Below are 24,628 nucleotides of genomic sequence, written 5' to 3'. Positions count from 1 at the left end.
TGCGTCGCGCTGTTTTGACATGCCGTTGCTTTAGATTGGAACCATGTCACTCGGTTTGAATATCCTCCTAATCTTCATCTTCCTGCTGCTCGGTTCCGTGTTCGCCGGCACCGAACTGGCGTTGGTCAGCCTGCGCGGATCGCAGATCGACCAAATGGAACAGGAGGATGCCCGCGGCAAGCGCGTCGCACAAATCGCACGCGATCCGAACACGTTTCTGTCGACTGTGCAGATTGGCGTGACATTGAGCGGTTTTCTTTCCGCATCGTTCGGCGAATCGTCGATTTCTCCATACATTGTGCCGATTGTTGAAAGTTGGGGCGTGCCAACGAGCGTGGCCGCTCCCCTAACCACCATTGTGCTGACGTTGATCATTTCGTACTGTTCGATCGTGATTTCGGAGTTGGTGCCGAAGCGTATCGCGATGCAGCGCAACGAGCAGATCGCGCGTGCCGTGGTGCCTGCGATTCACGTGTTTGCGAAGGTGTGCAAGCCGATTATTTGGCTGATTGGCAAGAATACGAACATTATTGTGCGCTTGCTTGGTTTTGACCCGAACGAAACCGACAGCGAAGTGTCCGACGAGGAGCTACGCGTGCTCGTCAACACCAATACGAACTTAAGCAAGGACGAGCGTACGATTCTCGATGACGTGTTCGACGCGTCTGAAACGATTGTGGCGGAAGTGATGCGTCCACGCGCCGACGTGGTATTTCTGGATGGTGCCATGCCGATCGGGGATGCGGCCGCGTACGTGCGCGAAATGCCGTACTCCCGTTATCCGGTGACAGGCAAGGATTTCGATGACGTGCTCGGCTTTGTGCACGTGCGCGATTTGCTCGACATTCGCGATCCCGAGGCGAAGACGGTCGCCGACGTGACGCGCGAAGGCATTTCGCTGCCGGGCACGTCGAAGCTGCTGCCAAGCCTTGAATTGCTGCGTAAGCGTGGCATTCATCTGGCGGTGGTCATCGACGAATATGGCGGTACTGACGGCATCGTCACGTTGGAGGATATGACGGAGGAGCTGGTCGGCGATATTCGCGACGAATACGATCTGCCAGAGGAAAAGGGCGGCGAGCGTACGGAGCGTACCGCGTTCGTCAATGGCGTCGCCACTATCGAAGGTGGTATGACGATTGAGGATTTCGCTGATTTGACCGGTATTGAGCTTGAGGATGGCCCGTATGAGACGGTTGCCGGCTATTTCCTGGCACACACTGGCAAGATGGGCGAAGTCGGCGATACGTTGCCTTCCGACGACGGTTACGACATGACTGTCACGCAAGTGGACGGCCGTCGTATCGAAACGTTGGAAATCCGCAAGCACATGGTTGATGGCGATAATGCGAAATCCGCGAAGACTGCAAAATGATCTGAAATGAATCGAAATAAAAACAGACTTGCGATTATGTAAATGCTGATTTTTGTACGATAAATATCAACATCAGCAATCGCAAGTCTGTTCATTACATTTGTCATGGTATTAAATCTGTTGATTTACTGCAGATTCAGCCGCAGTAAATCATAGATTCAGCTACGCAGTGTGGGATGGCATTCGTCGTTCCACCATGCAAGCTGCGCGATATTGGCGCGGATATGCTCGCAGGACGCATGGAATTTGGCCTGTTCGCTTTCGGTGAGTGTGGGACTGAGGACTTCTTCAACGCCGTTCGCTCCGATGATGCACGGCAGGCTGGCGTAATTGCCGCTTTCGCCTTGTTCGCCGGTAAGCAGCGTGGAGCAGGCGGTCGCATAGTGTTCATCGCAGAGCACAGCCTGCGTAAGGCGTGCCGCAGTGGCTGCAATAGCGTATTCCGTGCACTCTTTGCCGGCGTACACGCGGTATCCGCCTCGACGGGCGTCCTGCTCGGTTTCGTCCTTGTCGAGGGCGAATCGTTGCGGATCGTCTTGTGCGAGTTGATCAAGCGGCTTGCCTGCGATGTTCACGTTCGACCAATAGGCGAACTGCGAATTGCCATGCTCCCCCAGCATGTATGCGCCGATTGATTTCTGATCCACGTTGACGCGTTTCGCGATGGCGTTGCGCAGTCGTGCGGAATCCAACGCGGTTCCGGTGCCGATTATTTTGCGCGGATCATAGCCGGTGATGTGCCAGATTTCGGTTGCGACCACATCGCACGGATTTGAGATGGTGATGATCACACCGTGGAAGCCTGCATTGAACAGTCGGGAGATCCAGGTGCGTGCAATGTCGGTGGTGACGAACAGTTCGCCGTCACGATCTTTGGCGCTGGTTTTCACGTCGCCGGCAGCGTTGATTACCACGTCGCAGTCGGCTAGCTGCTCGTATTGCGTGCCGTAGTTGCCGATCACACAGTTATGCGGATAGAAACCCAACGTGTCACTTAAATCCTGACATTCGCTGACTACTTTTTGCTCGTTGATGTCGCACAGCTTCAGTTCTTCGGCCAGCCCTGCGGAAAGCACGGCATTTGCGACATGCGCGCCCACGTGTCCGATGCCGATAATGCCGACTTTTCTCAATACAGTCACAATCGACCCCTCCCTCACTTATTCGATCTTTCTGCGTGGACTGTTTGCACGCAAACGTTTCAGTCGTCACGATTGTAGGCTTGCAAATCGCGGATGTTAAGCGTTCTGTACATCTTATGAACAAAAAGCTATACGAATCACCTATACGTCGTTATCAAACGTGCGTAAGCCGTGGCTAGTCATTGCAATCCGCGCAATGTGACGGCAGTGGCGTGATATCGCAAGTATTTCAACATCACAGGCAACGCAACAGCATCGCGAGCGTCATAGTACAACGTGACGGTTCAACTCACGCCGCAATTGCCTCCATTGCGGCAAATATGCGCTCATACGCCGCTGAAAGCCCTCTCCGTGCCCGTTTTCCCACAGGTGCGTCATTTCGTGCACAAGCACGTATTCCAGGAATTTGGGATCCATAAGACCAAGCTGTAGGTTGAGGCGGATGCGGCCGGTTTTCGGCGTGCATGACCCCCATCGCGACGTCATGATGCGTAACGTGATATGCGTAGGCTTCCGCCCGATGACTGGCGCCCATTTCCCAAGCAGCACCGGCAGTTGCGCATTGATAGTCTGCACCGCTCGCCTTCTGGTTGCGTCGTTCCACACGAAAGCGCGCGGATTATTCAAGCTATTGGGATCGCCTGGATTGTTTCGATCGCCCACGCCGCCCGTTTTTTTCAGACCATTCAGATTTTCCGGACCATTCGAACCATTCACACCGTCCAAACCATTGAAATCGCTTTGACGGATCTGTTCATCCCTGACTTGCAGCATGGTGTGTTGCGCTTGTTCGATCCATGGTTTGCGTTCCGTCACGAATCGTGCAATTGCCGCTTGTGACATGCGAGAAGGTGCGGAAATGACGATTTGCGCATTCGGTGGCTTGATGCGCAGATACATGTTTTTGATGGGCTTACGCATGATGGTCACCGTCATTCCAGCGATTCGCACAGTTTCTTCCGATAGCGTGCGATTGCGATTGCGCGCTCCACTGCTGGCTTTCCCACTGTTGTTACGCTGGCTACGATGATTGTTCGGCATGTCTGCATTATGTCACGACACGCCGAAGACACACTGATTTTGACTTTCGCTGATTATCACGTATTATTTCAACTCGTTGTGCTTAACAGTACAGCAGGAACGGGCCCGTAGCTCAGGTGGTTAGAGCGCATCCCTGATAAGGATGAGGTCGGAGGTTCAAGTCCTCCCGGGCCCACAGTGATTAAGAGCGGCGCGGCCGCTTTTTTTCAACTATGGGGCTATAGCGCAGCTGGTAGCGCATCTGCTTTGCAAGCAGAGGGTCGCCGGTTCGAACCCGGCTAGCTCCACGGGGCTATGGCGCAGCTGGTAGCGCATCTCCATGGCATGGAGAGGGTCAGGGGTTCGAATCCCCTTAGCTCCACAATCAGGGTTTTCAGAGGAATCTGGAAGCCCTTTTTTCATGCGAAAACGGCGGAATTCCAACGATTTCAAGGCATTCGGCGCAAACAAAGAATGTACGGAAAAGTACACGAATGTCAACGAAATGGGTACCCACGGAGGTACCCGAAATGAGCACCCATAACGTCATACTGGACTCATGCACAAATTCGGAAGCGTCGTGTATCGTGCCGACCGCAAATCCTACAGAGCGAAATACACGTATCACGGCGAGGTCATAACCAAGACCTTCAAAGACCGATTATCAGCACAAGCATGGCTAAACAGCGAAAGAAGCCGTGTAGAAGCCGACAAAGCCGGTATACAACAGTGGAGTAGCCCAGCCGAACGTAAACGCGAGGAAACCGCCATAGAACGCCGCAGAACACTATTCTGCGATTACGTGATGGACGAATTCGCGCCAACGTGGCTCAACTATGCCGCAGACGGAAGCGAACTAGCGACGGGAAGCAAACGGAAGCACCGAGAATACCTTTCTCACCTCTCCCAAGCGTTCTTCTGGAAGTATCCGCTGACCGGCATCACCACCGAAGACATAAACAGGTGGCTAGCCGATTTGGACAACTTCGGGGGAGCGACGCCAAGAAAGAAGACGTTCCAACTCTTGAAAGCCGTCTACGCCAAAGCCGTGGCCGAAGGAGCCGTACCCAAATCACCCGTCACCATGAAGGCCCCAGCCGTACCCAAAAGCCGTCAAGCACAAATCCCGCCAGCCACGGCGGAAGAGCTGCAAAACATATATGCGGCAATGCCCAAAACAACACGAATAGCCGTGTGGCTAGGAGCCATCCTTGACCTACGCATAGGCGAGGTGGTCAGCCTCCAAGTCCAAGACTGGAATTCAAAAACGCAGACCCTGAGAGTCTGCCATTCCGCCGACGCAAACGGCGGGATGAAAGACACCAAAACGGCGACGAGCAATACGACGCAACCGGTTCCACCCCAGCTCGGAAAACTCATAGACGAAGCGTGCAACGGCAAGCAACCGACCGACTTCATAGTAACCTGCGCAGACGGCACACACATCACGCCCAACCGATTGCGCGACCACTTCAACGAAGCCAAAATCAACGCCGGAAGACCCGACCTGCACTTCCACACTCTCCGCGCGACCTCAATCACCGCCGCCGTCAACACCGGCGCGACCCTCAGGGACACCATGCAATGGGGAAGGCACGCAGACGCCCAAACATCCATCGAACGGTATCAACGTGCCAGCGGCAGTGAGAGAATGCGCGAAATCGCCAACGGCATCGAAGACACCCTCATGGGACACGAGCCAACCGTGGCCGAACTGGAAGCCGAAATCGCGGCAACAAAAAAGCGCCTAGCCGACCTCGAAAGCCAGCTAGACGCCTTGCGTCACCAAAACAAATGAGCGAGGGAATCCGCGTCGATGTAACGGCGACGCCCAATTTTGTACGTCTTAATTCTCCCCGCCGCAAGCAGGTCATAGACATGTTGCCGCGAACACTGCAAGTACGCCATCGTGTCCGCGATGGTCATCAACGGGGGTAACTCAGTCTTCCTCATAATCACCCCCCATCGCCTCCGCCGCGTCCAACAAGGCCGACGCAACGTCCGACGGAATCCAAGCCGAAACGCCCCTATACGGCGAAACATCCCTCCGGCCACACCGTAGGCTTCGACGAGCCTGCACGATAGCCTGACGGCGACGGTCGGCATCCTTGATGCCCCGTGCCTCAGCCAGACGCCAACGACGCACCAGACGGCGGAAACGGTGAAAAGTCGGATAATCCGTCTCCACATCCTGCTGAGCACAGAGCGGAAGCCCCCGGTCATGACCCCACACCCTGCCTGAGCGATACTTCCAATCCTCCGGCATGTTCTCGATTTGCCGTTGGTAATGCGCGACACCCCTCGCCGCGTGCTTCGCGAGATACATCAGGACACGTTCAGGATGCGCCGGAACCGGCTTCCCGTCAACGGTAATCACGCCACCCACGTCAATGGATTCCCAGATTTGACCTTGCAACCTCGCGCCCACGCCGGACTTATTGAGCATGTTCACCCACGAACGAAGAGCCTTGAACTGCTCCAACGCGTCCCAGTCATGGTCGAGCCAGACCAAAACGTGCAGATGGGGGTTGCCACTCGCTTGAAATTCGAGAATCCAGTAATAGTGCTGGAGCCCATGCCGTTTCATAAATTGAAGCCAACGCTTCAACCAGCCGTGAAAATCCGCCGCCGACACGTCACCCATCTGCCCCGACGGCATCGTCAACGTCACGAACGCCGGAAAGCCGTCCACCGCGTCGAAGTCAATCTGTTGGAGTCGCTGTTCGTTCCGACGCGCCACGTTCGGCGTCCATCCGCGCGTCGCTGTTCGTTCCGGCTGGTTGAATGCCGTTAGCTTCACTATCTCGCCGGTCACGGGGTTCACGACCGTCTGGTTCCTACTAGCACTGACACCGTGCTGCCTGATTGAAATTGTAGGCATTCTGATACCTCCTTCCGAGGTTCGGGGAACCTTCCCCGTTTGTTCGATTCAGAAAAAATGAAGAAAATATAGAGCGTGTTATTAAAAGAAGGAGAAGCAGTTAACCACCGCTCGATTCCTGCTCATTCAGGAACCCACTCGGCTCTCTCGGTACTGAGCCGTGGACGTCGGAACCCCAGCGTCCTCGGGCTTCCGAGCTTCGCGTCGCTCTCCACGCCGTTCGCTTTCCGTCGCCGTCCGTTCCGGCGCTTCGCTAGGGCTACGCGCCGTCGCTACCGGCGACCCGCTACCGGCTGTTCGCTCTGCTCTGCTCTCCGCCCTCGTTTGGCTGGCGAATTCCGAAGTCCCCGGTGCGTGCTGCCGCACGCCAAGCGCACCTAACTTGTGCGGGAGTCTGCACGGCTCTGCAATCTCTTTCACAGGCGATACCCCCACGTGTCCGAATACGAAAAAAGGGAGGCGTTGCCGCCTCCCTTAGGGGATATCAAACTGCTACTCTTCCAACCCGGCCACAACGGCGTCGAGCGTGGACGAATCCAAAGCACGCGCCGCTTCCGTAACAGGCAAGTAGGCAAAGCGCACGGATTGCGTATGGCCGTCCTCGCCCTGAACCACCGCGCCACCGCGCCGTGTAGACGGAATCTCGGTCGGACGGGGGTCGCCGTCCGGAATGGAGCCAAGCACGGCTTCAGCAGCTTCACGCGTGGTCACGCGAAGGGCAAAACGAACAACGCAGTTATCCCTGATATTCGTCGGAATCGAATCGGCAGTAGGTTTTTGAGTCAAAAGCATGACGCACCAGCCAGCAGACCTACCCTTGCGGACGATTGTCGCAACAGCACGCTTGCAGCGTTCCACCAGAGCCTTGTCTTCCTTCGACCTGCCGGTGGTGTCAAACAACGTTTGGCATTCGTCGATAACGACGAGATGGAAGGGGTGCAGGGCGGAAGCTCCTGCATGCCAAAAGTCCGGGTCGGAATCCGACCACGGGTGAGCCTTAAGGTCATCCACGCACCGTTGGGCGAGCGATTCCAACTGCTCCGTCGCCGTGGGAAGGTCAAGGTCGCAATCATTGTTATAGAGCGACGCGGCACGTTCAGCCCAATGCCAATCCATGCCACCTTTTCCGTCGAAAATCGCTACGGAAGCCTTCGGAGAAGCCAACAGGGGGAGCGTCAACAACGTGGCACCGGCACTCTTACCGGCACCCGGGACACCGCCAACGACAATGCCCGAGGTCTGAGCGTAGGAAAGTCTGGCAGGTTCACCGGCCTCGGTCAAGCCGTAAACCACGGTTTTTCCATCCCACTCGGCAAGGTCACTGGCCTTGATTTCGATGGAATCGTCGAGCGGATTCTTCGGCTCCGTCTTCCAGAAATGCAAGAGCCAATGTCCTGGCCCGAGGTGTTCGACCTTATATGCTTCGGCACCCATAGCGCCGAGACCTTCCTTGGCTTTCTTTTCGACGAATTCGTCCGTGACCCCCGAAATACCGCAGGAAAACTCAAGCATAGCCTCGCCGGAATCATCGTAGACGGAATACGCCGCAACGTAATCACGCACGCCCTTGAAGTCGGTGTTGGCGTCCTCGATGGGACGCAAGCCAAGGACTCGTTCGACGATGAAGACAGGAGAGTCACCTTTAATGCGATGACGCAAGGCCAACGCCCAACGCCAGAACGGAAGCAGATTCCTCAAAGATGGGTGACGAACAGAAAGTAGAAGCAGGGCAACCCAAACCACCGCGCAAGCGATGATGGCACCCGGTACGAACACCAGCAGGGCAACCCAAGCCGTAGTCGCAACAGCCGAAACAACGAACCGGGCGTACCAGCTATCGTCATCCCACGCGGTGACATTCGCAAGCGGCAGAAACATCAGTGTGAACATGCCCACCACCGCCGCAATTTTCAAAATCAGATATAAGATATCCATTGTTGATTCCTTTCAAAAAAAAACGGGGCAAGGGCGGCAACCCTCACCCCGTCGGATGAAACAAAAGAGCTGGTCAGGCGTCTAACACGGCGCTTGACCTATTATTTTTAGGAGCGTTTGGAGCTTGTAACCCCGCGTCCGAAGCCCGACGCCACGTATTAACTGACTGGCAGACTGTTGCGTCGGTGGGGCATTGGGCCGGGTCAGTGGAATACACCGTGGCCGAGCTGGAAGCCGCAACCACCCCAATCGTGAAACCGACCAACAGCGCCGCTGTCACAGCGGCCACCGCGAGAAAAATTTTCATTTTCTCAGACATCAAACGGGAAAGCCTCTTCAACGGGAAGCTGGGCTTCCGTCAAACGACGAACCGCCGCCGACCACGAAATATCGTAGGTTTTCGCGTAAGTATCTATCCGCCGGTAAAGGTCTATCGGCATTAATACCGTGCGGGACACCATCGGCTGTTTCATGACGTCAGTCCTGCCGGAAGCCGGACGCGGAAAAACTCAGACCAGAATTGATTTTTCCGTGCTTGTTCGTCAGCCACGGCCGCATCGCGAAATCGGTGAAAGTAATCGGAGCGTCTTCCTTCACGACCGGACGAGCCTTCGCCCAAACCTTGACATTAATAATGTCAGCGAGCGTTTCCGTATCGCCTACGAGGGGCTTCGCGTACACACGAAGGTTCCATTGATGCTCACCCTTTTCGTTCACCCTCTCACTGTGAACCTTGGTGTCTTCATCATAATTCTCCACCGGGTCCGCATCAACGCCGACCGCGAGCATCTTGCTCGAAATCGCCGTTTGCGCGAGCGGAATTCTGCGGAAATCGGCAAACTTGCTGGCAAATGCCATTTTGATTCCTCCTTGGAATCTCTGCTATCACTATTTAGTTTTCAATCCACGCCGTGATAGTCACGAGGCGTTTTCCGTGTCACCCTCTGGACGGTTTTACCCGTTCCGTCGGGGAACACTTACCATGATAGCAGTGGCACACCTATAGAATTCGCTTTTGTTATTATATCACATATCGTGTTATACTGGAACCGTCCACACAAAACAGCTCAGAAACGTTGAAAACAAGCCAAAACCACGGCGTGTCGCAAACGTCGAAAACCGAGCAAAAAAATCCAAAAAACCTCAAAACCACGGCGTGTCGCGGGTAAAAACATGAATGTGACGGAAATGTAAAAAATCTAAAAAAAGAAAAAAGAATGTAAAAAAGACGTGAAAAAGGAAGAGAAAAGCGGACGTGGCCACCGCTCCGCCCAGTGGCCTGCCGCACGCAGGGAAAGCCCTGCGTAGGGCGGGGTCCCCTACCCCCGCCTGAGAAGAGCATCGAGGACAATGGAAAAGGCGGCTTCGACTCCCGTCATCCGCTCCATTCGAAACCCTTGATGTGGCTACTATATGTAGCTATCTGACTTAGGAATAGAATATAAGGGGTAGAAAAGGGAGATTATATGGCCGAAGAAGAAAATACTCCGGATGCGAGCGAAAAAAGTGGCAAGAAGTGCATTATCGCCGCCGTTGCTGCGGTAGTCGTGGCCATTGCAGGTGTTGGTGGCTACGCGTATGCGTCGAACAGTGCGTATGATTCCTACGCGTCCCGGGTTGAGTCGGCCAAGGAGTCTGATTCGAAGCTTGTGAAGAAGATTGCGGAAGCGCAATCCCTTGTCAAGGCCACGAAGGAGTCGGACGTGCTCGACAAGACCGTGTTGGACTCGTTGAACAAGAGCGTCAAGACCAGTGAAACCCGGAAGGGCATTCCGGACGTCGGAAACGTCGCCAAGTGGAATCTGTGGAGCATATCCAAGGCCAAAACCATCATCTCCAACGACATGACCGAAGCCAACGATTCCATCAACGCCATCGGCAAGGCCATAGGCAAGGTGGAGTCGTCCAAGACCGCCAAGCAGGTCAAGGACGCGAAGGATACTCTCGACAAGACCATTACCGACGCGGAAAACCTGTACAAGGATTCCGAAGGTAAAGTGCAGGACAACAAGACCCGTGAAAGCCTGAAAACCACCATCGACAACGCCAAGAAGACCAGTAGCGACAAGAAGGCTGACGTGAAATCGTTGACCGCCGCCAATGACACGCTCTCCAAGGCCGTAAAAGCCGTGAACGATTCCAAGAACGCCAAGGCTCAGGCCGACGCGCAGAAGCAAGCTCAGGAACAGGCGCAACAGGCTCAGGCTCAGGCCCAGTCTGTAGGCACCCCGTCAGGCGGTTATTCCGGTTACGCATATCCGAACGTAGGCGGCTCGTATTCCGGAAGGGCAAGCCAGTCCGCCCCATCGTATTCGAACACTGGCTCACCTTCAGGAGGCTCCGTCAGCGGTGGAACATCCAATGGTGGCACTTGGGATTGGAAGAATGCTAAGGATTCTATGGGAGGGGGTTTCGCTCCCATCACCAAGGACAACATCAACCCAGATGGGTCCGTTACTATAGGAGGAGATTCCCATGGGAATGGATGGTGATAGTCATTTAGTTCTCCTTTAAGAACTTCTTTAAAAGCAGCGAGAAAAAAGCCACGTAAGGTACCCGAGTTGGTACCCACAGTTGCGAAACGCCGAAGAAACGGCGGAATACCAACATACGGCGGGAGTCCCCTTAGCTCCACAGTCAGGGTTTCCGGTGATTTCCGGAAACCCTTTTTTCATACCCGCATCCGCATCCCAATTCCTCCACCCGCTGGAGAAAACCGGACGCAGCCAAGCACCTCACAGTCCAAAAACCTCCACCGAGTGGAAGAATCCTCCCACCAACAAGCCTCCCAGCATCCCAAAACCTCCAGCCACTGGAGAAAACTAGACGCAACAAGACATCCCACAGTCCAGATTCCCCCAGTCACTGGAACAAATGACACGCTGAGGCACCTTCCAGAGTCCGTATTATTCCAGCGCATGGAAGAATCACCCCGCTGAAAGACCATTGCAAAAGGCCGTCTCAGGCAGGACTTGCGTCACCGCTTGAGACAGCCTTGGATTATTGATTATTGATTATTTCGATTGCTGACGATACTTTCGATTGCTTGCGATGACTACTGCGCTGTGCCCATGCCGGCAACAGGGCCAGAATCATTCGGCACGTTCCGTACATCCTGTGGCATTCTGCTTGACAAGTTCGTCACGGATCCGCTGCAACAGCAGGATCGTCTGCTCTTCGGTGGAGATTTCCGTCTCTTCGGTGACCTCCTCCTCGGCTTTGCTCCGTTCTTCCGCAAGCTTGGTTTTGGCGAGTAACGCCTCGGTCATGTCACGGAATTTGTTGATCGGCACGAGAATGCAGAAATATACGGCCGCCGCGATAATCAGAAAATTCAATATCGCGCCAAGTACCGCGCCGAACGAAACCGTCGCATTATTGAATGTGATTGCCAGCAGACCAGCCATATTCGGTTTGCCGAAAATCATGGCGATGAACGGATTAATCACATTGTTGACGATCGAATTAACCACTGTGGTGACGGCACCGCCCATGACAACACCGACCGCCATGTCGATCATGTTGCCGCGTGCAATGAATTTCTTGAATCCTTCAATCATGATGATTCTCCCATTATGTGAGACTGTGAGATGCTGTTGCGAACGTGCTCCCTCCCACGCTTTCCGCATTTCCATCCTATAGTCAACGCAAGGCATGGCAATCCCGTAAAAAGAAGCAAGGTCGGAACCAGCGCTCGCAAGAAGCATCTCCAAATCCTGAACAAGGTCTTGTGCCGTCCATATTCGTGCACATAGAATGAGACCGTCTATTGATAACCAACTATCCCGAAGGGGAAGAATATGCTCACTGATGAGTACGTCAAGCGCGTGTACGCGCAGGTGGAAAAGCGCGACGGCGACCAGCCGGAGTTCCTGCAGGCTGTTCGCGAGGTTTTCGAAAGCCTCGAACCGGTGGTCGCGAAGCATCCGGAATATGAGAAGGCGGGCGTGCTCGAACGCATCGTCGAGCCGGAACGCGTGGTGAAGTTCCGCGTCGCATGGACCGACGATGAGGGCAAGGTGCAGGTCAACCGCGGTTACCGCATCCAGTTCAACTCCGCAATCGGCCCGTACAAGGGCGGTCTGCGCTTCCACCCGAGCGTGAACGAGGGCGTCATCAAGTTCCTCGGCTTTGAGCAGATTCTGAAGAACTCCTTGACCAGCCTGCCGATGGGTGGCGGCAAGGGCGGCTCCGACTTCGACCCGAAAGGCAAGTCCGACGCCGAAGTCATGCGTTTCTGCCAGGCCTTTATGACGGAACTGTGCCGTCATATCGGCCAGTTCACCGACGTTCCGGCCGGCGACATCAACGTGGGCGGTCGCGAGATCGGCTACCTGTTCGGCCAGTACAAGCGCATTCGTGACGAGTATTCCGGCGTACTGACCGGCAAGGGCCTCGAGTTCGGCGGTTCCCTGGCTCGCACCGAGGCCACCGGTTACGGCCTGTGCTACTACACCGCCGAGGCAATGCGCGTGCTGCGCAATGACTCCTTCGAAGGCAAGACCGTGGTCATTTCCGGCTCCGGCAACGTGGCCATCTTCGCCACCGAGAAGGCTCAGGCCCTCGGCGCGAAGGTCGTGACCGCCTCCGATTCCAACGGCTACATCTACGATCCGAACGGCATTCAGCTTGACGTGGTCAAGGACATCAAGCTGGGCCATCGCGGCCGCATCAAGGAATATGCGGAGCGTGTGCCGGGCTCCGAGTACCACGAGGGCTGCAAGGGCGTGTGGACGGTTCCGTGCGACATCGCCCTGCCGTGCGCCACCCAGAACGAGATCGATGAGGAGTCCGCCAAGGCTCTCGTCGCCAACGGCTGCACTGTGGTGTGCGAAGGCGCCAACATGCCGTCCACTCCGGAGGCAATCGCCGTCTACCAGTCCAACAACGTGCTCTACGGCCCCGCTAAGGCCGCGAACGCGGGTGGTGTGGCAGTTTCCGGCCTTGAGATGAGCCAGAACTCCTACCGCCTTTCCTGGACTTTTGAAGAGGTTGACGGCAAGCTCAAGTCCATCATGGAGAACATCGTCGCCAACTCCCTGGAAGCCGCCAAGGAATACGGCCACGAGGGTGATCTGATGCTCGGCGCCAACGCAGCCGGCTTCGTGAAGGTCGCCAACGCCATGGTCGCCCAGGGCGTGCTCTGATCTAGCCGATTTAGCCAATCTAGCCAATACGGCTGGCTCATCGAAATACATTGAGGGTCTGTCTGGTTTCATTCCAGACAGACCCTCTTTTCGTATTTCAACACGTACTTCAGCGCAACTCCGCTATCTCGCTTATATATGGCAGATAGGGGTTGGCATACGGTAAGAGACAGACTGGTCTAGAAAATACGAAGGCGGTCTGTATCGTGATTGGAATCACGATACAGACCGCCTTGTTGTGTTTGAGTTCGCCGTCACTGCCGCTGACAGCGCACTGCGCTATTCCAGCATTACATGCGACGCTCGCGCGACAACTTATCGCTACTCGCTGCTATTAACAGCCCACAGGGCCGTTAATCATCTCCAAGCGTGACGTGGATGCCGCCGACGAGGGTGCTTACCACGTTGTACAGCAGCGTAAGAATCACCACGAGCACGGTGATCAGCACCACTTCCACAATGGAGAAAATGGTGGTGGCGCTCAACACGGTGCCCAGCGAGAACACGTTCGTCAGGTCGAATCCACCGGCATCCAAGCCCGTGGAAGACACGATCTGCGTAACCTGGTCGAACACGCCAACCACGTTCAGCATGCCCCACAGAACAGCTACCGCAACGATCTGAATAATTCCCCCCGCGATGGAAAGCATGAACGCCACCTTAGCGGCCGACCATGCGTCGATACGCGTCAAAGACAGGCTCATACGGCGCGCGCGCGGAGCGCCGCCACGACGCTTCTCGCGAACCTTCACGCCGCCGGAAGCGGGGGAGGAGGCACCCTCATGTGCCTGAACCTGATCCTCACCAATCAGCGGCTGACTGGAAGCGGAACGTGCCACGCGCGGTGCATGCCCATCCTCCGGCATTTGCTGTCCTTCGTTGTTCTCGCTCATCGTTGCTCCTTGCAAGATTGTGCCCAGTTCTTAGCTGAGACTACCAGTTTTCACAGACGATTGCCCGCACTGCGGTCAGGCCTCTACATTCTCGCCATCGCCGGATTCGGCGTTGGTTTCAGCAGGGGCTTCAACGGCGGATTCAGGCGATTGTGCAGTATCCTCGTTCGCAGTTGCGCCCACGGTCGCATTTTCCGCGTTTTCCGCGGATTCGTCATCGTCCTTCTCCTCGTTACGCGCGATGGAGATGATCTCGTCGTTCTTGTCGGGCTTGGCGAACGTCACGCCCTGGGTGGTACGTCCAGTGCGCTTGACCTCGTCGACGTTGGAACGGATGACCTTGCCGGACTTCATGATGGCCATGATCTGGTCATCTTCCTCAACGATCACCGCTCCCACGAGGGAACCACGGCCTTCGGCGAGCTGTACGGCCTTGACACCGAAGCCATTACGGCCCTGCAGGCGGTATTCGCTGATGGCGGTGCGCTTGGCGAAGCCTTCGTTGGTGACCACGAACAGATCCTTGTCGGAATCACCCCAAACCACGTCCATGTCCAGCAGTTCGTCGCCTTCACGGAACTTCATACCCTGCACGCCGGCAGTCTGGCGTCCCATCGGGCGCAGTTGCTCGTCGTTGGCCTGGAACTTCAAGCTCATGCCCAGTTTCGACACGAGAATGATGTCATCCTCGGCATTGCACAGTGCGGCACCGATCAGCTCGTCGGCATTCTCGCCGTTTTCGTCGGCCATGAGACGCACTGCGATAAGGCCGCCCTGACGCGGGGAATCGTATTCGGCGAGCGCGGTCTTCTTGACCTTGCCGGAACGAGTGGCGAGCACCAAGTACTTGGCCACTTCGTAGTTCGGAATCGACAGCACGGTCTGGATTGTCTCGTCGGGGCCGAACTGCAGTAGGTTGGCCACATGCTGTCCCTTGGAATCGCGCGATCCTTCCGGCAGCTCGTAAGCCTTCAAACGGTACACGCGTCCCTTGTTGGTGAAGAACAGCAGCCAGTTGTGCGTGCTTGTCAGGAAGAAGTGGTCGACCACGTCGTCCTCACGCAACTTGGCGCCCTTGATGCCCTTGCCGCCACGGTGCTGCGCACGGTATTCGTCGGCCTTAGTGCGCTTGATGAAGCCGGAGTGAGTGACGGTCACGACCACGTTTTCTTCCGCAATCAGATCTTCGACGTTCATTTCACCGGAGTATGGCAAGATCTTGGTTCGACGTTCGTCGCCATACTTGGCCACGATTTCGTCAAGCTCGTCGCCCACGATCTTGCGTTGACGCTCCGGCTTGGCGAGAATGTCGTTGTAGTCTGCGATACGACGCATCAGCTCGTTGTGTTCGTCGAGAATCTTCTGGCGTTCCAATGCGGCCAGTCGGCGCAGCTGCATGGCCAGAATGGCGTCGGCCTGCACTTCGTCCACGTCTAGCAGGTCCATAAGGCCAGTACGTGCGACTTCCGCGGATTCGGACGCACGAATAAGTGCGATGACCTCGTCGATCATGTCGAGGGCCTTCAGGTAGCCCTGAAGAATGTGGTCTCGTTCTTCCGCCTCACGCTTGAGGTAGGCGGTACGGCGTGCGATGACTTCCAGCTGGTGGCCCACCCAATGGCGGATGAACGCGTCCAGAGACAGCGTGCGTGGCACGCCATCGACCAGTGCCAGCATGTTGGCACCGAAAGTCTGCTGCAGCTGGGAATGCTTGTACAGGTTGTTGAGCACAACCTTCGGCACGGCGTCGCGCTTGAGCACGAGCACGAGACGCTGTCCGGTACGGCCGGAAGTTTCGTCACGCATGTCTGCGATGCCCTGGATCTTGCCATCACGCACCGCTTCGCGGATGGAAACGACCAGTCGGTCCGGGTTCACCTGATACGGCAGTTCGGTGATCACGAGGCACATACGGCCCTTGATCTCTTCGGTGTTCACCACCGCGCGCATGGTGATCAAACCACGACCGGTACGGTAGGCCTGTTCAATGCCCTTATGTCCGAGAATCGTTGCGCCAGTAGGGAAGTCCGGTCCCTTGATGATGCGGATCAGGTTTTCGAGCAGCTCTTCACGGCTTGCGTTCGGGTGGTCAAGCGCCCAATGCACGCCTTCGGCCACTTCGCGCATGTTGTGCGGAGGAATGTTGGTGGCCATACCCACGGCGATGCCAGACGAACCATTGCACAACAGGTTCGGGAATCGTGCCGGAAGCACGGTCGGCTCCTGCGTCTTGCCATCGTAGTTCGGCAGGAAATCGACGGTGTCTTTGTCGATGTCGCGTACCATTTCCATGGCGAGCGGAGCCATACGGCATTCGGTGTAACGCATTGCTGCGGCCGGATCGTCGCCGGGGGAGCCGAAGTTGCCTTGGCCGTCGACCAGCGTGTAACGCATCGACCACGACTGTGCCATACGCACCAACGTGTCGTAGATCGCGGAATCACTGTGCGGATGGTACTTACCCATGACCTCGCCGACCACGCGGGCGCACTTGGAGTAGCCGCGGTCGGGGCGGTAGCCGCCGTCGTACATCGCGTAGATCACACGGCGATGCACCGGTTTCATGCCGTCGCGCACGTCCGGGAGCGCACGGTCCACGATCACGGACATGGCGTATGCCAAGTAGGAATCGCGCATTTCCTGCTGCAGATCCTTCTTCTGGATGCGTTCGCCCACCATCAGGCCGTAATCGGTGTTGTCGGCCTCCTGCGGGCTCAACGGCTCCATGGAGCCGTCAGGCACGAACTGGCCGTCTTCGTTGCTGTTGTTTTCGTCTGCCAACTTCTAAGTCCTTCTAAATCCTTATGAAACCTTGCCTGAAGTCCTTGAAATCCTTACGCGTCGATCCAGCTGACGTTGCGTGCGTTGCGCTGGATGAACAGACGGCGAGGTTCGACTTCGTCGCCCATGAGCATGGAGAAGGTTTCGTCGGCTGCGGCCGCGTCTTCGATCTGCACCTGCTTCAGAATGCGGTGGTCAGGATCCATGGTGGTTTCCCACAGTTCCTGGTAGCTCATTTCACCCAGACCCTTGTAACGCTGGATGCCTTCGCCCTTCGGCAACTGACGGCCGGCGGCCTTGCCTTCGGCGAGCACGCGGTCACGTTCGGCGTCGGTGTACACGAAGTCGTGCGTGCCTTTGGTCCACTTGAGTCGGTACAGCGGCGGCATGGCCACATACACGTAACCAGCGGTGATCATCGGGCGCATGTAGCGGAAGAACAGCGTCAGATTCAGGGTTGCGATATGCGCGCCGTCCACATCGGCATCGGCCATAATGATGACCTTGTGGTAGCGGACTTTGTTCAGGTCGAAATCCTCGCCGTAACCGCCGCCGACCGCGGTGATCAGCGATTCGATGGTTTCGGACTTCATCATGCGGTCAAGGCTTGCACGCTCGGTGTTGAGGATTTTGCCTCGCAGCGGCAGAATGGCCTGCGTGATCGGGTTGCGTCCCTGAATTGCGGAGCCGCCTGCGGAGTCACCCTCCACGATGAACAGTTCGCATTCTTCAGGATTGTTGGACTGGCAATCCTTCAGTTTGTCTGGCATGCCCGCGGATTCGAAGATTGACTTGCGGCGGGTGTTCTCACGTGCCTTCTTGGCTGCAAGACGCGCACGGGAGGCTTCAATGGCCTTCTGGATGATGTTCTTGGCTTCGCTAGGATGCGAATCGAACCAGTCGCCGAGCTTGTCAGTCATCACGCGCTGCACGAAGGTTTTCGCTTCGGAATTGCCGAGCTTGGTCTTGGTCTGGCCTTCGAACTGCGGGGTGGTGAGCTTCACCGAAACCACTGCGGTCAGACCTTCGCGCACATCGTCGCCGGAGAGGTTCTCGTCCTTGTCTTTGAGGATGTTCTTCTCGCGTGCGTAACGATTGACGAGCGAAGTCAGAGCCGCACGGAAGCCTTCTTCGTGGGTGCCGCCTTCGGTGGTGGAGATGGTGTTGGCGAAGGTGTGCACCGCTTCGGAGTATGCAGTGGTCCACTGCATGGCGATTTCCGCGGAAATGCCGATTTTCAGATCTTCCGCTTCGAAATCGATGACATCCGGTTCGACCGGGGTTGCCTTGCGGGACTTCACCAAGTAATCGACGTAATCCTTGATGCCGTCGTTGTACTGGTAGGTGACTGTCTGATGCTTCTCGGCATTGTCGTCACCGTTGCCTGCAACTTCGTCTCCTGCCTGGTCCGGCTCGCGCAGATCAGTTAGGGACAGCTTCAGTCCCTTGTTCAGGAATGCCATCTGCTGGAAACGGTTACGCAGAATCTCGAAATCGTAGGTGGTGGTTTCAAAGATCGCGCCGTCGGCCCAGAAGGTCACGGAAGTGCCGGTGGACTCGTCTTCGCCCATCGGTTCGCCCTTGAGCAGACGCGTGGTCGGCTTCTGGTTGATGTAGGTCTGGGTCCAATGGAAACCCTGACGGCGCACTTCGATGTCGACGCGGGTCGACAATGCGTTCACCACAGAAATACCCACGCCGTGCAAACCGCCGGAGACCGCGTAGCCGCCGCCACCGAACTTGCCGCCTGCGTGCAGCTTGGTCATCACAGTTTCCACACCGGAAACACCTTCGCCCGGAACTTCGTCAACCGGAATGCCTCGGCCATCATCGACCACGCGCACGCCGCCGTCCGGCAGAATCGTCACTTCGATATGCGAGGCATAGCCCGCCAGCGCTTCGTCGACGGAGTTGTCGACGATCTCATACACCAGGTGGTGCAGGCCACGGGGGCCGGTGGAGCCGATGTACATGCCTGGGCGGATTCGCACCGCTTCGAGGCCTTCCAACACTCTCAGATCGGACGCGTCGTAATGCTCCGGAGCCAAGGTGTCGTCGAGCTGCGCATCTTCGAGCTGATCGTTTTGGATCTGATCTTCCTGCGTGTTTTCAGCTGATTCGTTCAGCGAATCCGCATCAAGGTCTGCCACAGAGATTCCTTCCTGCATTTTTCCCGCCAATGAGGGTCATTCACGCAGGTGATACCACCTAGAACGCAAATAAAGGCCCCTTCTAGGCGTTTACATACACTACTTGATATTCTACTCATGCAGGGGGACAGCACGCCAGAGGCATTTATCCTTGAAATTCAGCCGTTTACTCCTGTTTTTCACATTCGAAAACGTATTTTCCAGCCTCCGCAAAGGTCATTTCCGGGAACATATTCGACGTACGTCCGATCGCAGACCAACTATCGCACCGATATATCGCGTGATATTTCGCTAATACCGGGTCCTTCTGGTCATTCGTCCTCGGCTGAATCCCTGTTGCTGGGGGCCGGTGACGCGCACTTCGTTGATGGTCAGCCCCTCAAGTCTCCTGCGAATGGTGTCGGTCAGCAACGGAATCATGTACGTCATGGTGGTGGTCCATGCGGGGCTGTCACATCGGATCGTCAGAATGCCGTCGCGCAGGTCGACGGGGTAGGAGTGGCGCGCGTTTTCGTCACCGACCACCTGGTCCCAATGATTCTGCATCTGCGCGATTTTCAAATGCGGCGTCCACGAACCTTGCGTAGCGATCACGTTGAATATATTGCCGACCGTCTGCGGGTCGCGTCCGGGTTTGCCAAAATTCTCCCATGCCTGCCGCGCACATTCCTCACGTTCCTTGTAGCGTCCGGCGCGTTTGCTGATGCGTTCGAACACTTCGGCGGGCAACTTGCGTTGGTCAAGATGCAATGTTTCGCAGATTGGAGGATTAGGCATCAGCGGTCCGTCTCCCTTCCTGCCGCAAGCTGCGCCATCATCGCCGCCAAATCGTCATCGCCGCCATCTTGCGATTGCCGACGCAACGCGGCCACGTCAATCACATGCGCGTGCACGGCGTCCGTTTGTGGAATGTCGCTTGCCGCGGCGACGGTGATCAGCACTTGATCCTGCCGCATCGCAAAATCGAGGATCTGCCCACGACGGGATTCGTCAAGCTGCGCGAACACATCATCGAGAATCACGATCGGCTTGCTTTCGAATTGCGAGGAAACCGCTTCATATAGCGCCATTTTCAGCGCCAAAGCCATGGTCCACATCTCACCGTTGGACGCGAATTCACGGGCGGGCATGTCGTTGAGCAGCAAGGTCAGATCGTCGCGATGCGGGCCGATCAGATTCTGCCCGCGTGCCACTTCGCCCGGGTAGATGCGCTGGAAATGACGGCTGATTTCCGCGCTCGGATCGTCGAACAGCATCACTTCGTCGAAGGACGGCTCATATGAAAGCGCCGCCCGCTCGTCGTCGCCTGCCAAAGACGCGTAGATTCGCGCGAAAGGCTCCCCCAGACGTTCGATGACATCGTTGCGTTCCCGCGTCAGTCTCATGCCGAGATCGATGAATTGTCCCGTCCAGATTTCCAGTCCGCTTAAAACCGTCTGCTGGCTGTATTGCGGATCGAGATTCGTGCCGTCGCCGAGTTGTTTGAGCAGTGCCGTACGTTGTTTCGCCACGTGCGTGAATTGTTGCAGCAGCTGCGCGTAGTGGGGGAGTAGCAGGGAAGCGGCCTGGTTGATGAAGTTGCGTCGGGTTGCTGGATCGCCTGCCACCAGACGCTGATCTTCGGGGGTGAAGGAGACGGAGGGCGTGCGTCCGATGAGATCGCGCATGTATTGTGATTTTCCGCCATCGATTCGCGCCCGATTCGCGCCTCGTGCCACGATGGTCGCTTCGTAGGTGTGTTGCGTTTCATCGTCTTCCACATTGGCTCGGATGGTAGCCGAAGTGCACCCTTTTTCGATTAGTGGCAATGATGACGACGTGCGATGGCTTGATCCCGTGGAAAGCACTTCGACGGCTTCCACAATATTGGTTTTGCCGAGTCCGTTGGCTCCTTGCAGAATGTTGATTCCCGGTTCGAAGTCGAGCACGCAATGTTCCCAGGAACGGTAGTGGTCGAGTGCTAGGCGGGAAATATACATTCACAATCCTTGAGAATCAAGCAAATTTCTTACGTGGATAATCGCAATTATTAACGAATATGATTGTTTATGAATATTCATGCAAACGGGCTGAACCGGCAGTAATAGCCATGTTCAGCCCTATTTTTGCGATGCATCCACGTTTTGTGTGGATCGGCTTATGTTCAGCTGTTGAAACGCATGGGCACAAGCAGGTAGCGATAGTCCATGGACTCCTCGGAATCCGACTCCTGCTGGCCGTTGAATTCCACAGGCTTGACAGCGGTGGTCATCTTCATGCGCACGAATGGTTCCGCGATGGCGCTCAGTCCTTCGATCAGGTAGGTCGGGTTGAAGGCCACGGTGATGTCTTCTCCATCCATGTCGATGTCGAGGATTTCCTTGGCTTGGGCTTCGTCCGCGGTTCCCGCAGTCAATGTGAGCTCCTGGCTGGTGAATGCCATGCGGATCGGTGCGTTGCGCTCGGCAACGAGGGAGACACGCTTGATGGCGCTGATGAGATCCTGCTTGTTGATGACCGCGTGAATAGGGTATTCGTCGGCATACAGGCGGTCGACCGCGGGGAATTCGCCGTCGATCAGCTGTGAGGTAGACACGCGTCCGGCGTTCTCGAAGCCCAGCAGCGACGGATTCTCCGTGTCGAAGTCCACAACGATGTTCTGATGCTCATCTAGGGAGCGCGCCACGTCGCGCAGCAGTGCGCCGCGAACGAGCGCGGTAGTGTTGGTGTCCGGGTTTTCCGGCGTCCACGTAAAGCTTGCACGAGACAGGCGGAAACGGTCGGTAGAGCTCATGATCACCTTGTCGCCTTGGAACTGCACTCGGATGCCGGTGAGTACGGGACGATTCTCCTCGCGGGAAACGGCAACGGATGCCTGGGTGACGGCCTGAGTGAAGGTTTGCGCGTCCACTTGGCCCAGTTTGGTCGGAATTACCGGAAGATCCGGATATTCGGCATCCGGCATGAGCTGCATGGTGAATGTGGATTTGCCGGAGGTGATGGTCATGGTCGATCCATCGGTGGAAAGATAGGTTTTCGCAGCAGGAAGTGACTTGGTGATATCCGCCAGCAGCTTACCGAGCACCAAAACGGATCCGGCTTCGTCAACGCCTGCTTCAATGTGGTGACGGGCGGAAATGGCGTAATTAAAGGCGGAAAGCTGGAGAGTGCCGTCGATGGCCTCCAAACGGACGCCTGCCAAAATGGGGGATGCAGGGCGAGCGTCGATCACGCGGGTGGTCCAGGCTACTGCGTCTGCCAGCGCTTGGGAATTGACTTCAACTTTCATGGCTAGTTTCCTCGTTTCGTTCGGTCCATAAGTCATTCTAGCGAGCTGCCAGCGTTTTGACGAAGCGTGGGGAATTCCCCACTTACGGTGACGATGATGATTTTCTTATAACAATCTACATTCGTCATAATAAGGCCTGTGGATAATGTGGGTAAGTGCTCAGACCCCACGTTTTGCAAGGGCTCAGTTCACCTCACTACCTGTGGATAACTTTTGAATGGAGTGTGGACAAATCAGCGGGTTATCCACAGGCTCGACAATGAGAAAAAGTTATCCACAAAAGCCTGTGTATAGTCCACAAGTCATCCACCGCCGATTTTTGCGTTTCCAACGGCTTTTCCACCGAGAAATCCTTGATTTGTGCACAACTATGTGGACAACTTCAATAAAAATTTTCCACAAGCCGGCGTGTCAGAATGGTCGGTAAATCAGCTGGTAAAGAATTTACTAATACTCATACTTGGCTGTCGAGAATCGCCTGAGCAAGACAGAAAACGGCAAAATCGTTTTTTTTGAGACGTACGGAAACACATGTAAACGTGCGAAGTCGAGCAAAAACGTTATTTTTCGCCGGAACGCTGTTTGAGTTGCAGCGTCAGCTCCGTCACATAGTTGTAGATTTCCTGCTTTTCCTGCATTTCATCGCTAATACGGGTGTAGGCGTGCATCACTGTGGTATGGTCTTTGCCGCCAAACACCTGGCCGATGTCATTCAGGCTCATGCTGGTGAGTTCACGCACCAAATACATGGCAATCTGGCGGGCCAGCGCGATTTTCTTCGTGCGAGAACGGCCGACGATGTCGTCGAACGTGATGTAGAAGTACTTTGCCACCTGGGTGATGATGTCGGTGGGCTTGATCTCCACATCGGTCGCGAAAAAGTCCTGCAGCGTATGCTCCGCCAGCGCGCGAGTCACCGGCTGTCCGCTCAGGGAAGCCATGGCAGTCACGCGGTTCAGTGCGCCTTCCAGCTCGCGGATGTTCTCGGTGAAACGTTCCGCAATAAGGTTGAGCACGTCGTCTTGAACGTTGGATTCATGGGCGATCATGCGCAGAATGGCGATTCGCGTCTCCAGATCCGGCGGCTTGACGTCAACGGTCAGGCCGGATTCGAAGCGGGAGATCAGGCGTTCGTTGAAGCCCTGCAGATCCTTCGGAGGCACATCGGAAGCGATTACAATGCGCTTGTTTGCCTGATGCAGGGTGTTGAACGTATGGAAGAACTGTTCGAGCGTCGCATCCTTGCCGCTGAGGAATTGGATATCATCGATCAGCAGCACGTCGACTTCACGGTAGCGACGATTGAATTCCTTGATTTGGCCGGAATTCTGGTTGGTGTCGCCCAATGCTTCGATGAATTCGTTGGTGAATTCCTCGCTGGTTACGTAACGGACCTTCAGTGAGGGATCCTTGACCAGCGCGTAGTTGCCGATGGCGTTCAGTAAGTGGGTTTTGCCCAGGCCGGAGCCGCCGTAGATACACAGTGGGTTGAAATCATGACCGGAACCTTCCGCGACGGCCAATGCGACGGTGCGCGCGAAACGGTTGGAATCGCCAGGGACAAAGGTGTCGAAGGTGGCGTTTTTGTTCAGATGGGTCTTAGGATCCAGCAAAGGCCTGTTCTGGCCTCGTTGGAAAGTGTTGGGGCGTTCCGGAGGCATGACGACCGGAATGGGAAGCTGTCCCTGCGTGGTTTCTTTGACATGCGGCTCGGGGGCAAAATGAGGGTATTCCTCGACGGCCGGTTGGGCAGGTTCCTTCTTTTCTACGATCTTGAATGCGGGGAAAATATCCTGCTCGGCGGCCTCTCGCAACGCCTTCAGCAAGGGCTGGCTCAATTCGTTCTGCAACGTCTGCTGCGCGGCCGCGCTGGGCACGCATAACACGATGGTGGGACCCCACATGCCTTCCGGAAAAACATTTTCCAGCCAGCTTTTGTCACGTACGGAAAGCGCGGGATTCTGGTGCAGCAACGCCAGCGCGTCGGACCATACCCCGCGAGCCTGATCGAGAGGATCGGTTGTCGTATCGGCCAC

The 24,628-nt window shown here is 56.0% G+C and carries 19 protein-coding genes and 3 tRNA genes; 8 read left to right on the top strand and 14 right to left on the bottom strand.

Translation table 11 applies throughout. From position 1 onward, the window contains the following. Positions 1 to 43: 43 nt before the first annotated feature. Positions 44 to 1,375: a hemolysin family protein gene (locus BBKW_RS00105; protein ID WP_033501571.1), complete on the top strand. Its 1,332-nt coding sequence runs from the start codon at positions 44 to 46 to the stop codon at positions 1,373 to 1,375. 158 nt (positions 1,376 to 1,533) lie between these two features. Here the strand turns inward: BBKW_RS00105 and BBKW_RS00100 are convergent, their stop codons facing one another. Beyond that, positions 1,534 to 2,517, bottom strand: a complete 984-nt coding sequence (locus tag BBKW_RS00100) for an L-lactate dehydrogenase (RefSeq protein WP_033501572.1) — start codon at positions 2,515 to 2,517, stop codon at positions 1,534 to 1,536. Between the two features lie 264 nt (positions 2,518 to 2,781). Beyond that, a complete protein-coding gene (locus tag BBKW_RS00095; protein ID WP_414835667.1) occupies positions 2,782 to 3,558 on the bottom strand; it encodes a M48 family metallopeptidase in 777 nt (258 codons plus the stop codon). 101 nt (positions 3,559 to 3,659) lie between these two features. Between BBKW_RS00095 and BBKW_RS00090 the strand changes: the two genes are divergently transcribed. The 4 genes from BBKW_RS00090 to BBKW_RS00075 all read left to right on the top strand — a co-directional run bounded on the left by BBKW_RS00090 (position 3,660) and on the right by BBKW_RS00075 (position 5,335). Next, positions 3,660 to 3,733: transfer RNA gene (locus tag BBKW_RS00090), tRNA-Ile, on the top strand. Between the two features lie 39 nt (positions 3,734 to 3,772). After that, positions 3,773 to 3,845 (top strand) — tRNA-Ala (locus tag BBKW_RS00085). A 1-nt stretch (position 3,846) separates the two neighbouring features. After that, positions 3,847 to 3,919, top strand: a tRNA-Ala gene (locus BBKW_RS00080). Between the two features lie 177 nt (positions 3,920 to 4,096). Continuing rightward, positions 4,097 to 5,335 carry a tyrosine-type recombinase/integrase gene (locus BBKW_RS00075; protein ID WP_033501574.1) on the top strand — a complete coding sequence of 413 codons (1,239 nt, stop codon included), beginning with the start codon at positions 4,097 to 4,099 and terminating at the stop codon, positions 5,333 to 5,335. On the opposite strand, the gene BBKW_RS11220 is transcribed toward BBKW_RS00075, so the two are convergent. The 3 genes from BBKW_RS11220 to BBKW_RS00065 all read right to left on the bottom strand — a co-directional run bounded on the left by BBKW_RS11220 (position 5,320) and on the right by BBKW_RS00065 (position 8,353). Then, positions 5,320 to 5,445 (bottom strand): helix-turn-helix domain-containing protein, encoded by a 126-nt coding sequence (locus BBKW_RS11220; protein WP_414835673.1) that lies wholly within the window; start codon positions 5,443 to 5,445, stop codon positions 5,320 to 5,322. The two genes, BBKW_RS00075 and BBKW_RS11220, sit on opposite strands and share 16 nt — an antisense overlap. Before the next feature lie 31 nt (positions 5,446 to 5,476). After that, positions 5,477 to 6,418 carry a rolling circle replication-associated protein gene (locus BBKW_RS10390; protein WP_051920330.1) on the bottom strand — a complete coding sequence of 314 codons (942 nt, stop codon included), beginning with the start codon at positions 6,416 to 6,418 and terminating at the stop codon, positions 5,477 to 5,479. A 492-nt stretch (positions 6,419 to 6,910) separates the two neighbouring features. Beyond that, positions 6,911 to 8,353 carry a zonular occludens toxin domain-containing protein gene (locus BBKW_RS00065; RefSeq protein WP_033501575.1) on the bottom strand — a complete coding sequence of 481 codons (1,443 nt, stop codon included), beginning with the start codon at positions 8,351 to 8,353 and terminating at the stop codon, positions 6,911 to 6,913. 218 nt (positions 8,354 to 8,571) lie between these two features. Here BBKW_RS00065 and BBKW_RS10880 point away from each other — a divergent pair, with 218 nt between their 5' ends. After that, entirely contained in the window at positions 8,572 to 8,796 is a 225-nt protein-coding gene (locus tag BBKW_RS10880; protein ID WP_128832429.1) for a hypothetical protein, read from the top strand. A gap of 34 nt (positions 8,797 to 8,830) precedes the next feature. Here BBKW_RS10880 and BBKW_RS00055 read toward each other — a convergent pair whose 3' ends face one another. After that, positions 8,831 to 9,211 carry a hypothetical protein gene (locus BBKW_RS00055; RefSeq protein WP_033501577.1) on the bottom strand — a complete coding sequence of 127 codons (381 nt, stop codon included), beginning with the start codon at positions 9,209 to 9,211 and terminating at the stop codon, positions 8,831 to 8,833. A gap of 608 nt (positions 9,212 to 9,819) precedes the next feature. Here BBKW_RS00055 and BBKW_RS00050 point away from each other — a divergent pair. Next, complete coding sequence (locus tag BBKW_RS00050; RefSeq protein ID WP_052118771.1) at positions 9,820 to 10,845, top strand: hypothetical protein; 1,026 nt, start codon at positions 9,820 to 9,822, stop codon at positions 10,843 to 10,845. A gap of 600 nt (positions 10,846 to 11,445) precedes the next feature. Here the strand turns inward: BBKW_RS00050 and mscL are convergent. Further along, positions 11,446 to 11,913 carry a large conductance mechanosensitive channel protein MscL gene (gene mscL / locus BBKW_RS00045; protein WP_033501578.1) on the bottom strand — a complete coding sequence of 156 codons (468 nt, stop codon included), beginning with the start codon at positions 11,911 to 11,913 and terminating at the stop codon, positions 11,446 to 11,448. A gap of 240 nt (positions 11,914 to 12,153) precedes the next feature. Here mscL and gdhA point away from each other — a divergent pair, with 240 nt between their 5' ends. Further along, positions 12,154 to 13,500: an NADP-specific glutamate dehydrogenase gene (gene gdhA, locus BBKW_RS00040; RefSeq protein ID WP_003833554.1), complete on the top strand. Its 1,347-nt coding sequence runs from the start codon at positions 12,154 to 12,156 to the stop codon at positions 13,498 to 13,500. Positions 13,501 to 13,853: 353 nt separating this feature from the next. Here gdhA and BBKW_RS00035 read toward each other — a convergent pair whose 3' ends face one another. The 7 genes from BBKW_RS00035 to dnaA all read right to left on the bottom strand — a co-directional run bounded on the left by BBKW_RS00035 (position 13,854) and on the right by dnaA (position 24,628). Beyond that, positions 13,854 to 14,393 (bottom strand): DUF3566 domain-containing protein, encoded by a 540-nt coding sequence (locus BBKW_RS00035; protein WP_033501579.1) that lies wholly within the window; start codon positions 14,391 to 14,393, stop codon positions 13,854 to 13,856. 75 nt (positions 14,394 to 14,468) lie between these two features. Further along, positions 14,469 to 17,174 carry a DNA gyrase subunit A gene (gene gyrA / locus BBKW_RS00030; RefSeq protein WP_033501580.1) on the bottom strand — a complete coding sequence of 902 codons (2,706 nt, stop codon included), beginning with the start codon at positions 17,172 to 17,174 and terminating at the stop codon, positions 14,469 to 14,471. A gap of 53 nt (positions 17,175 to 17,227) precedes the next feature. Beyond that, positions 17,228 to 19,342 (bottom strand): DNA topoisomerase (ATP-hydrolyzing) subunit B, encoded by a 2,115-nt coding sequence (gene gyrB / locus BBKW_RS00025; RefSeq protein WP_033501581.1) that lies wholly within the window; start codon positions 19,340 to 19,342, stop codon positions 17,228 to 17,230. Between the two features lie 273 nt (positions 19,343 to 19,615). Then, positions 19,616 to 20,101, bottom strand: coding sequence for a DciA family protein (locus tag BBKW_RS00020; protein WP_033501582.1), 486 nt, complete (start codon positions 20,099 to 20,101; stop codon positions 19,616 to 19,618). Next, positions 20,101 to 21,303 (bottom strand): DNA replication/repair protein RecF, encoded by a 1,203-nt coding sequence (gene recF / locus BBKW_RS00015; protein WP_033501583.1) that lies wholly within the window; start codon positions 21,301 to 21,303, stop codon positions 20,101 to 20,103. Before recF ends, BBKW_RS00020 begins: the two co-directional genes overlap by 1 nt. A 164-nt stretch (positions 21,304 to 21,467) precedes the next feature. Continuing rightward, positions 21,468 to 22,592: a DNA polymerase III subunit beta gene (gene dnaN, locus BBKW_RS00010; RefSeq protein WP_033501584.1), complete on the bottom strand. Its 1,125-nt coding sequence runs from the start codon at positions 22,590 to 22,592 to the stop codon at positions 21,468 to 21,470. A gap of 560 nt (positions 22,593 to 23,152) precedes the next feature. Further along, positions 23,153 to 24,628, bottom strand: coding sequence for a chromosomal replication initiator protein DnaA (dnaA, locus tag BBKW_RS00005; protein ID WP_033501585.1), 1,476 nt, complete (start codon positions 24,626 to 24,628; stop codon positions 23,153 to 23,155).

This window comes from Bifidobacterium catenulatum subsp. kashiwanohense JCM 15439 = DSM 21854 (assembly GCF_001042615.1).
GTDB classification, from domain to species: domain Bacteria; phylum Actinomycetota; class Actinomycetes; order Actinomycetales; family Bifidobacteriaceae; genus Bifidobacterium; species Bifidobacterium catenulatum.
Note: the sequence above shows the minus strand (reverse complement) of the source record. Positions and strands in the feature narration are given on the sequence as shown.

What these genes read in the sequence shown, in the direction of transcription:
- mscL (WP_033501578.1), bottom strand. Translation starts at nt 11,913, where the DNA reads ATGATTGAAGGATTCAAGAAATTCATTGCACGCGGCAACATGATCGAC.
- BBKW_RS10390 (WP_051920330.1), bottom strand. Translation starts at nt 6,418, where the DNA reads ATGCCTACAATTTCAATCAGGCAGCACGGTGTCAGTGCTAGTAGGAAC.
- gdhA (WP_003833554.1), top strand. Translation starts at nt 12,154, where the DNA reads ATGCTCACTGATGAGTACGTCAAGCGCGTGTACGCGCAGGTGGAAAAG.
- BBKW_RS00020 (WP_033501582.1), bottom strand. Translation starts at nt 20,101, where the DNA reads ATGCCTAATCCTCCAATCTGCGAAACATTGCATCTTGACCAACGCAAG.
- dnaN (WP_033501584.1), bottom strand. Translation starts at nt 22,592, where the DNA reads ATGAAAGTTGAAGTCAATTCCCAAGCGCTGGCAGACGCAGTAGCCTGG.
- BBKW_RS00050 (WP_052118771.1), top strand. Translation starts at nt 9,820, where the DNA reads ATGGCCGAAGAAGAAAATACTCCGGATGCGAGCGAAAAAAGTGGCAAG.
- BBKW_RS00055 (WP_033501577.1), bottom strand. Translation starts at nt 9,211, where the DNA reads ATGGCATTTGCCAGCAAGTTTGCCGATTTCCGCAGAATTCCGCTCGCG.
- recF (WP_033501583.1), bottom strand. Translation starts at nt 21,303, where the DNA reads ATGTATATTTCCCGCCTAGCACTCGACCACTACCGTTCCTGGGAACAT.
- BBKW_RS00095 (WP_414835667.1), bottom strand. Translation starts at nt 3,558, where the DNA reads ATGCCGAACAATCATCGTAGCCAGCGTAACAACAGTGGGAAAGCCAGC.
- gyrB (WP_033501581.1), bottom strand. Translation starts at nt 19,342, where the DNA reads ATGCAGGAAGGAATCTCTGTGGCAGACCTTGATGCGGATTCGCTGAAC.
- BBKW_RS11220 (WP_414835673.1), bottom strand. Translation starts at nt 5,445, where the DNA reads ATGGCGTACTTGCAGTGTTCGCGGCAACATGTCTATGACCTGCTTGCG.
- BBKW_RS00075 (WP_033501574.1), top strand. Translation starts at nt 4,097, where the DNA reads ATGCACAAATTCGGAAGCGTCGTGTATCGTGCCGACCGCAAATCCTAC.
- BBKW_RS00035 (WP_033501579.1), bottom strand. Translation starts at nt 14,393, where the DNA reads ATGAGCGAGAACAACGAAGGACAGCAAATGCCGGAGGATGGGCATGCA.
- BBKW_RS00105 (WP_033501571.1), top strand. Translation starts at nt 44, where the DNA reads ATGTCACTCGGTTTGAATATCCTCCTAATCTTCATCTTCCTGCTGCTC.
- BBKW_RS00065 (WP_033501575.1), bottom strand. Translation starts at nt 8,353, where the DNA reads ATGGATATCTTATATCTGATTTTGAAAATTGCGGCGGTGGTGGGCATG.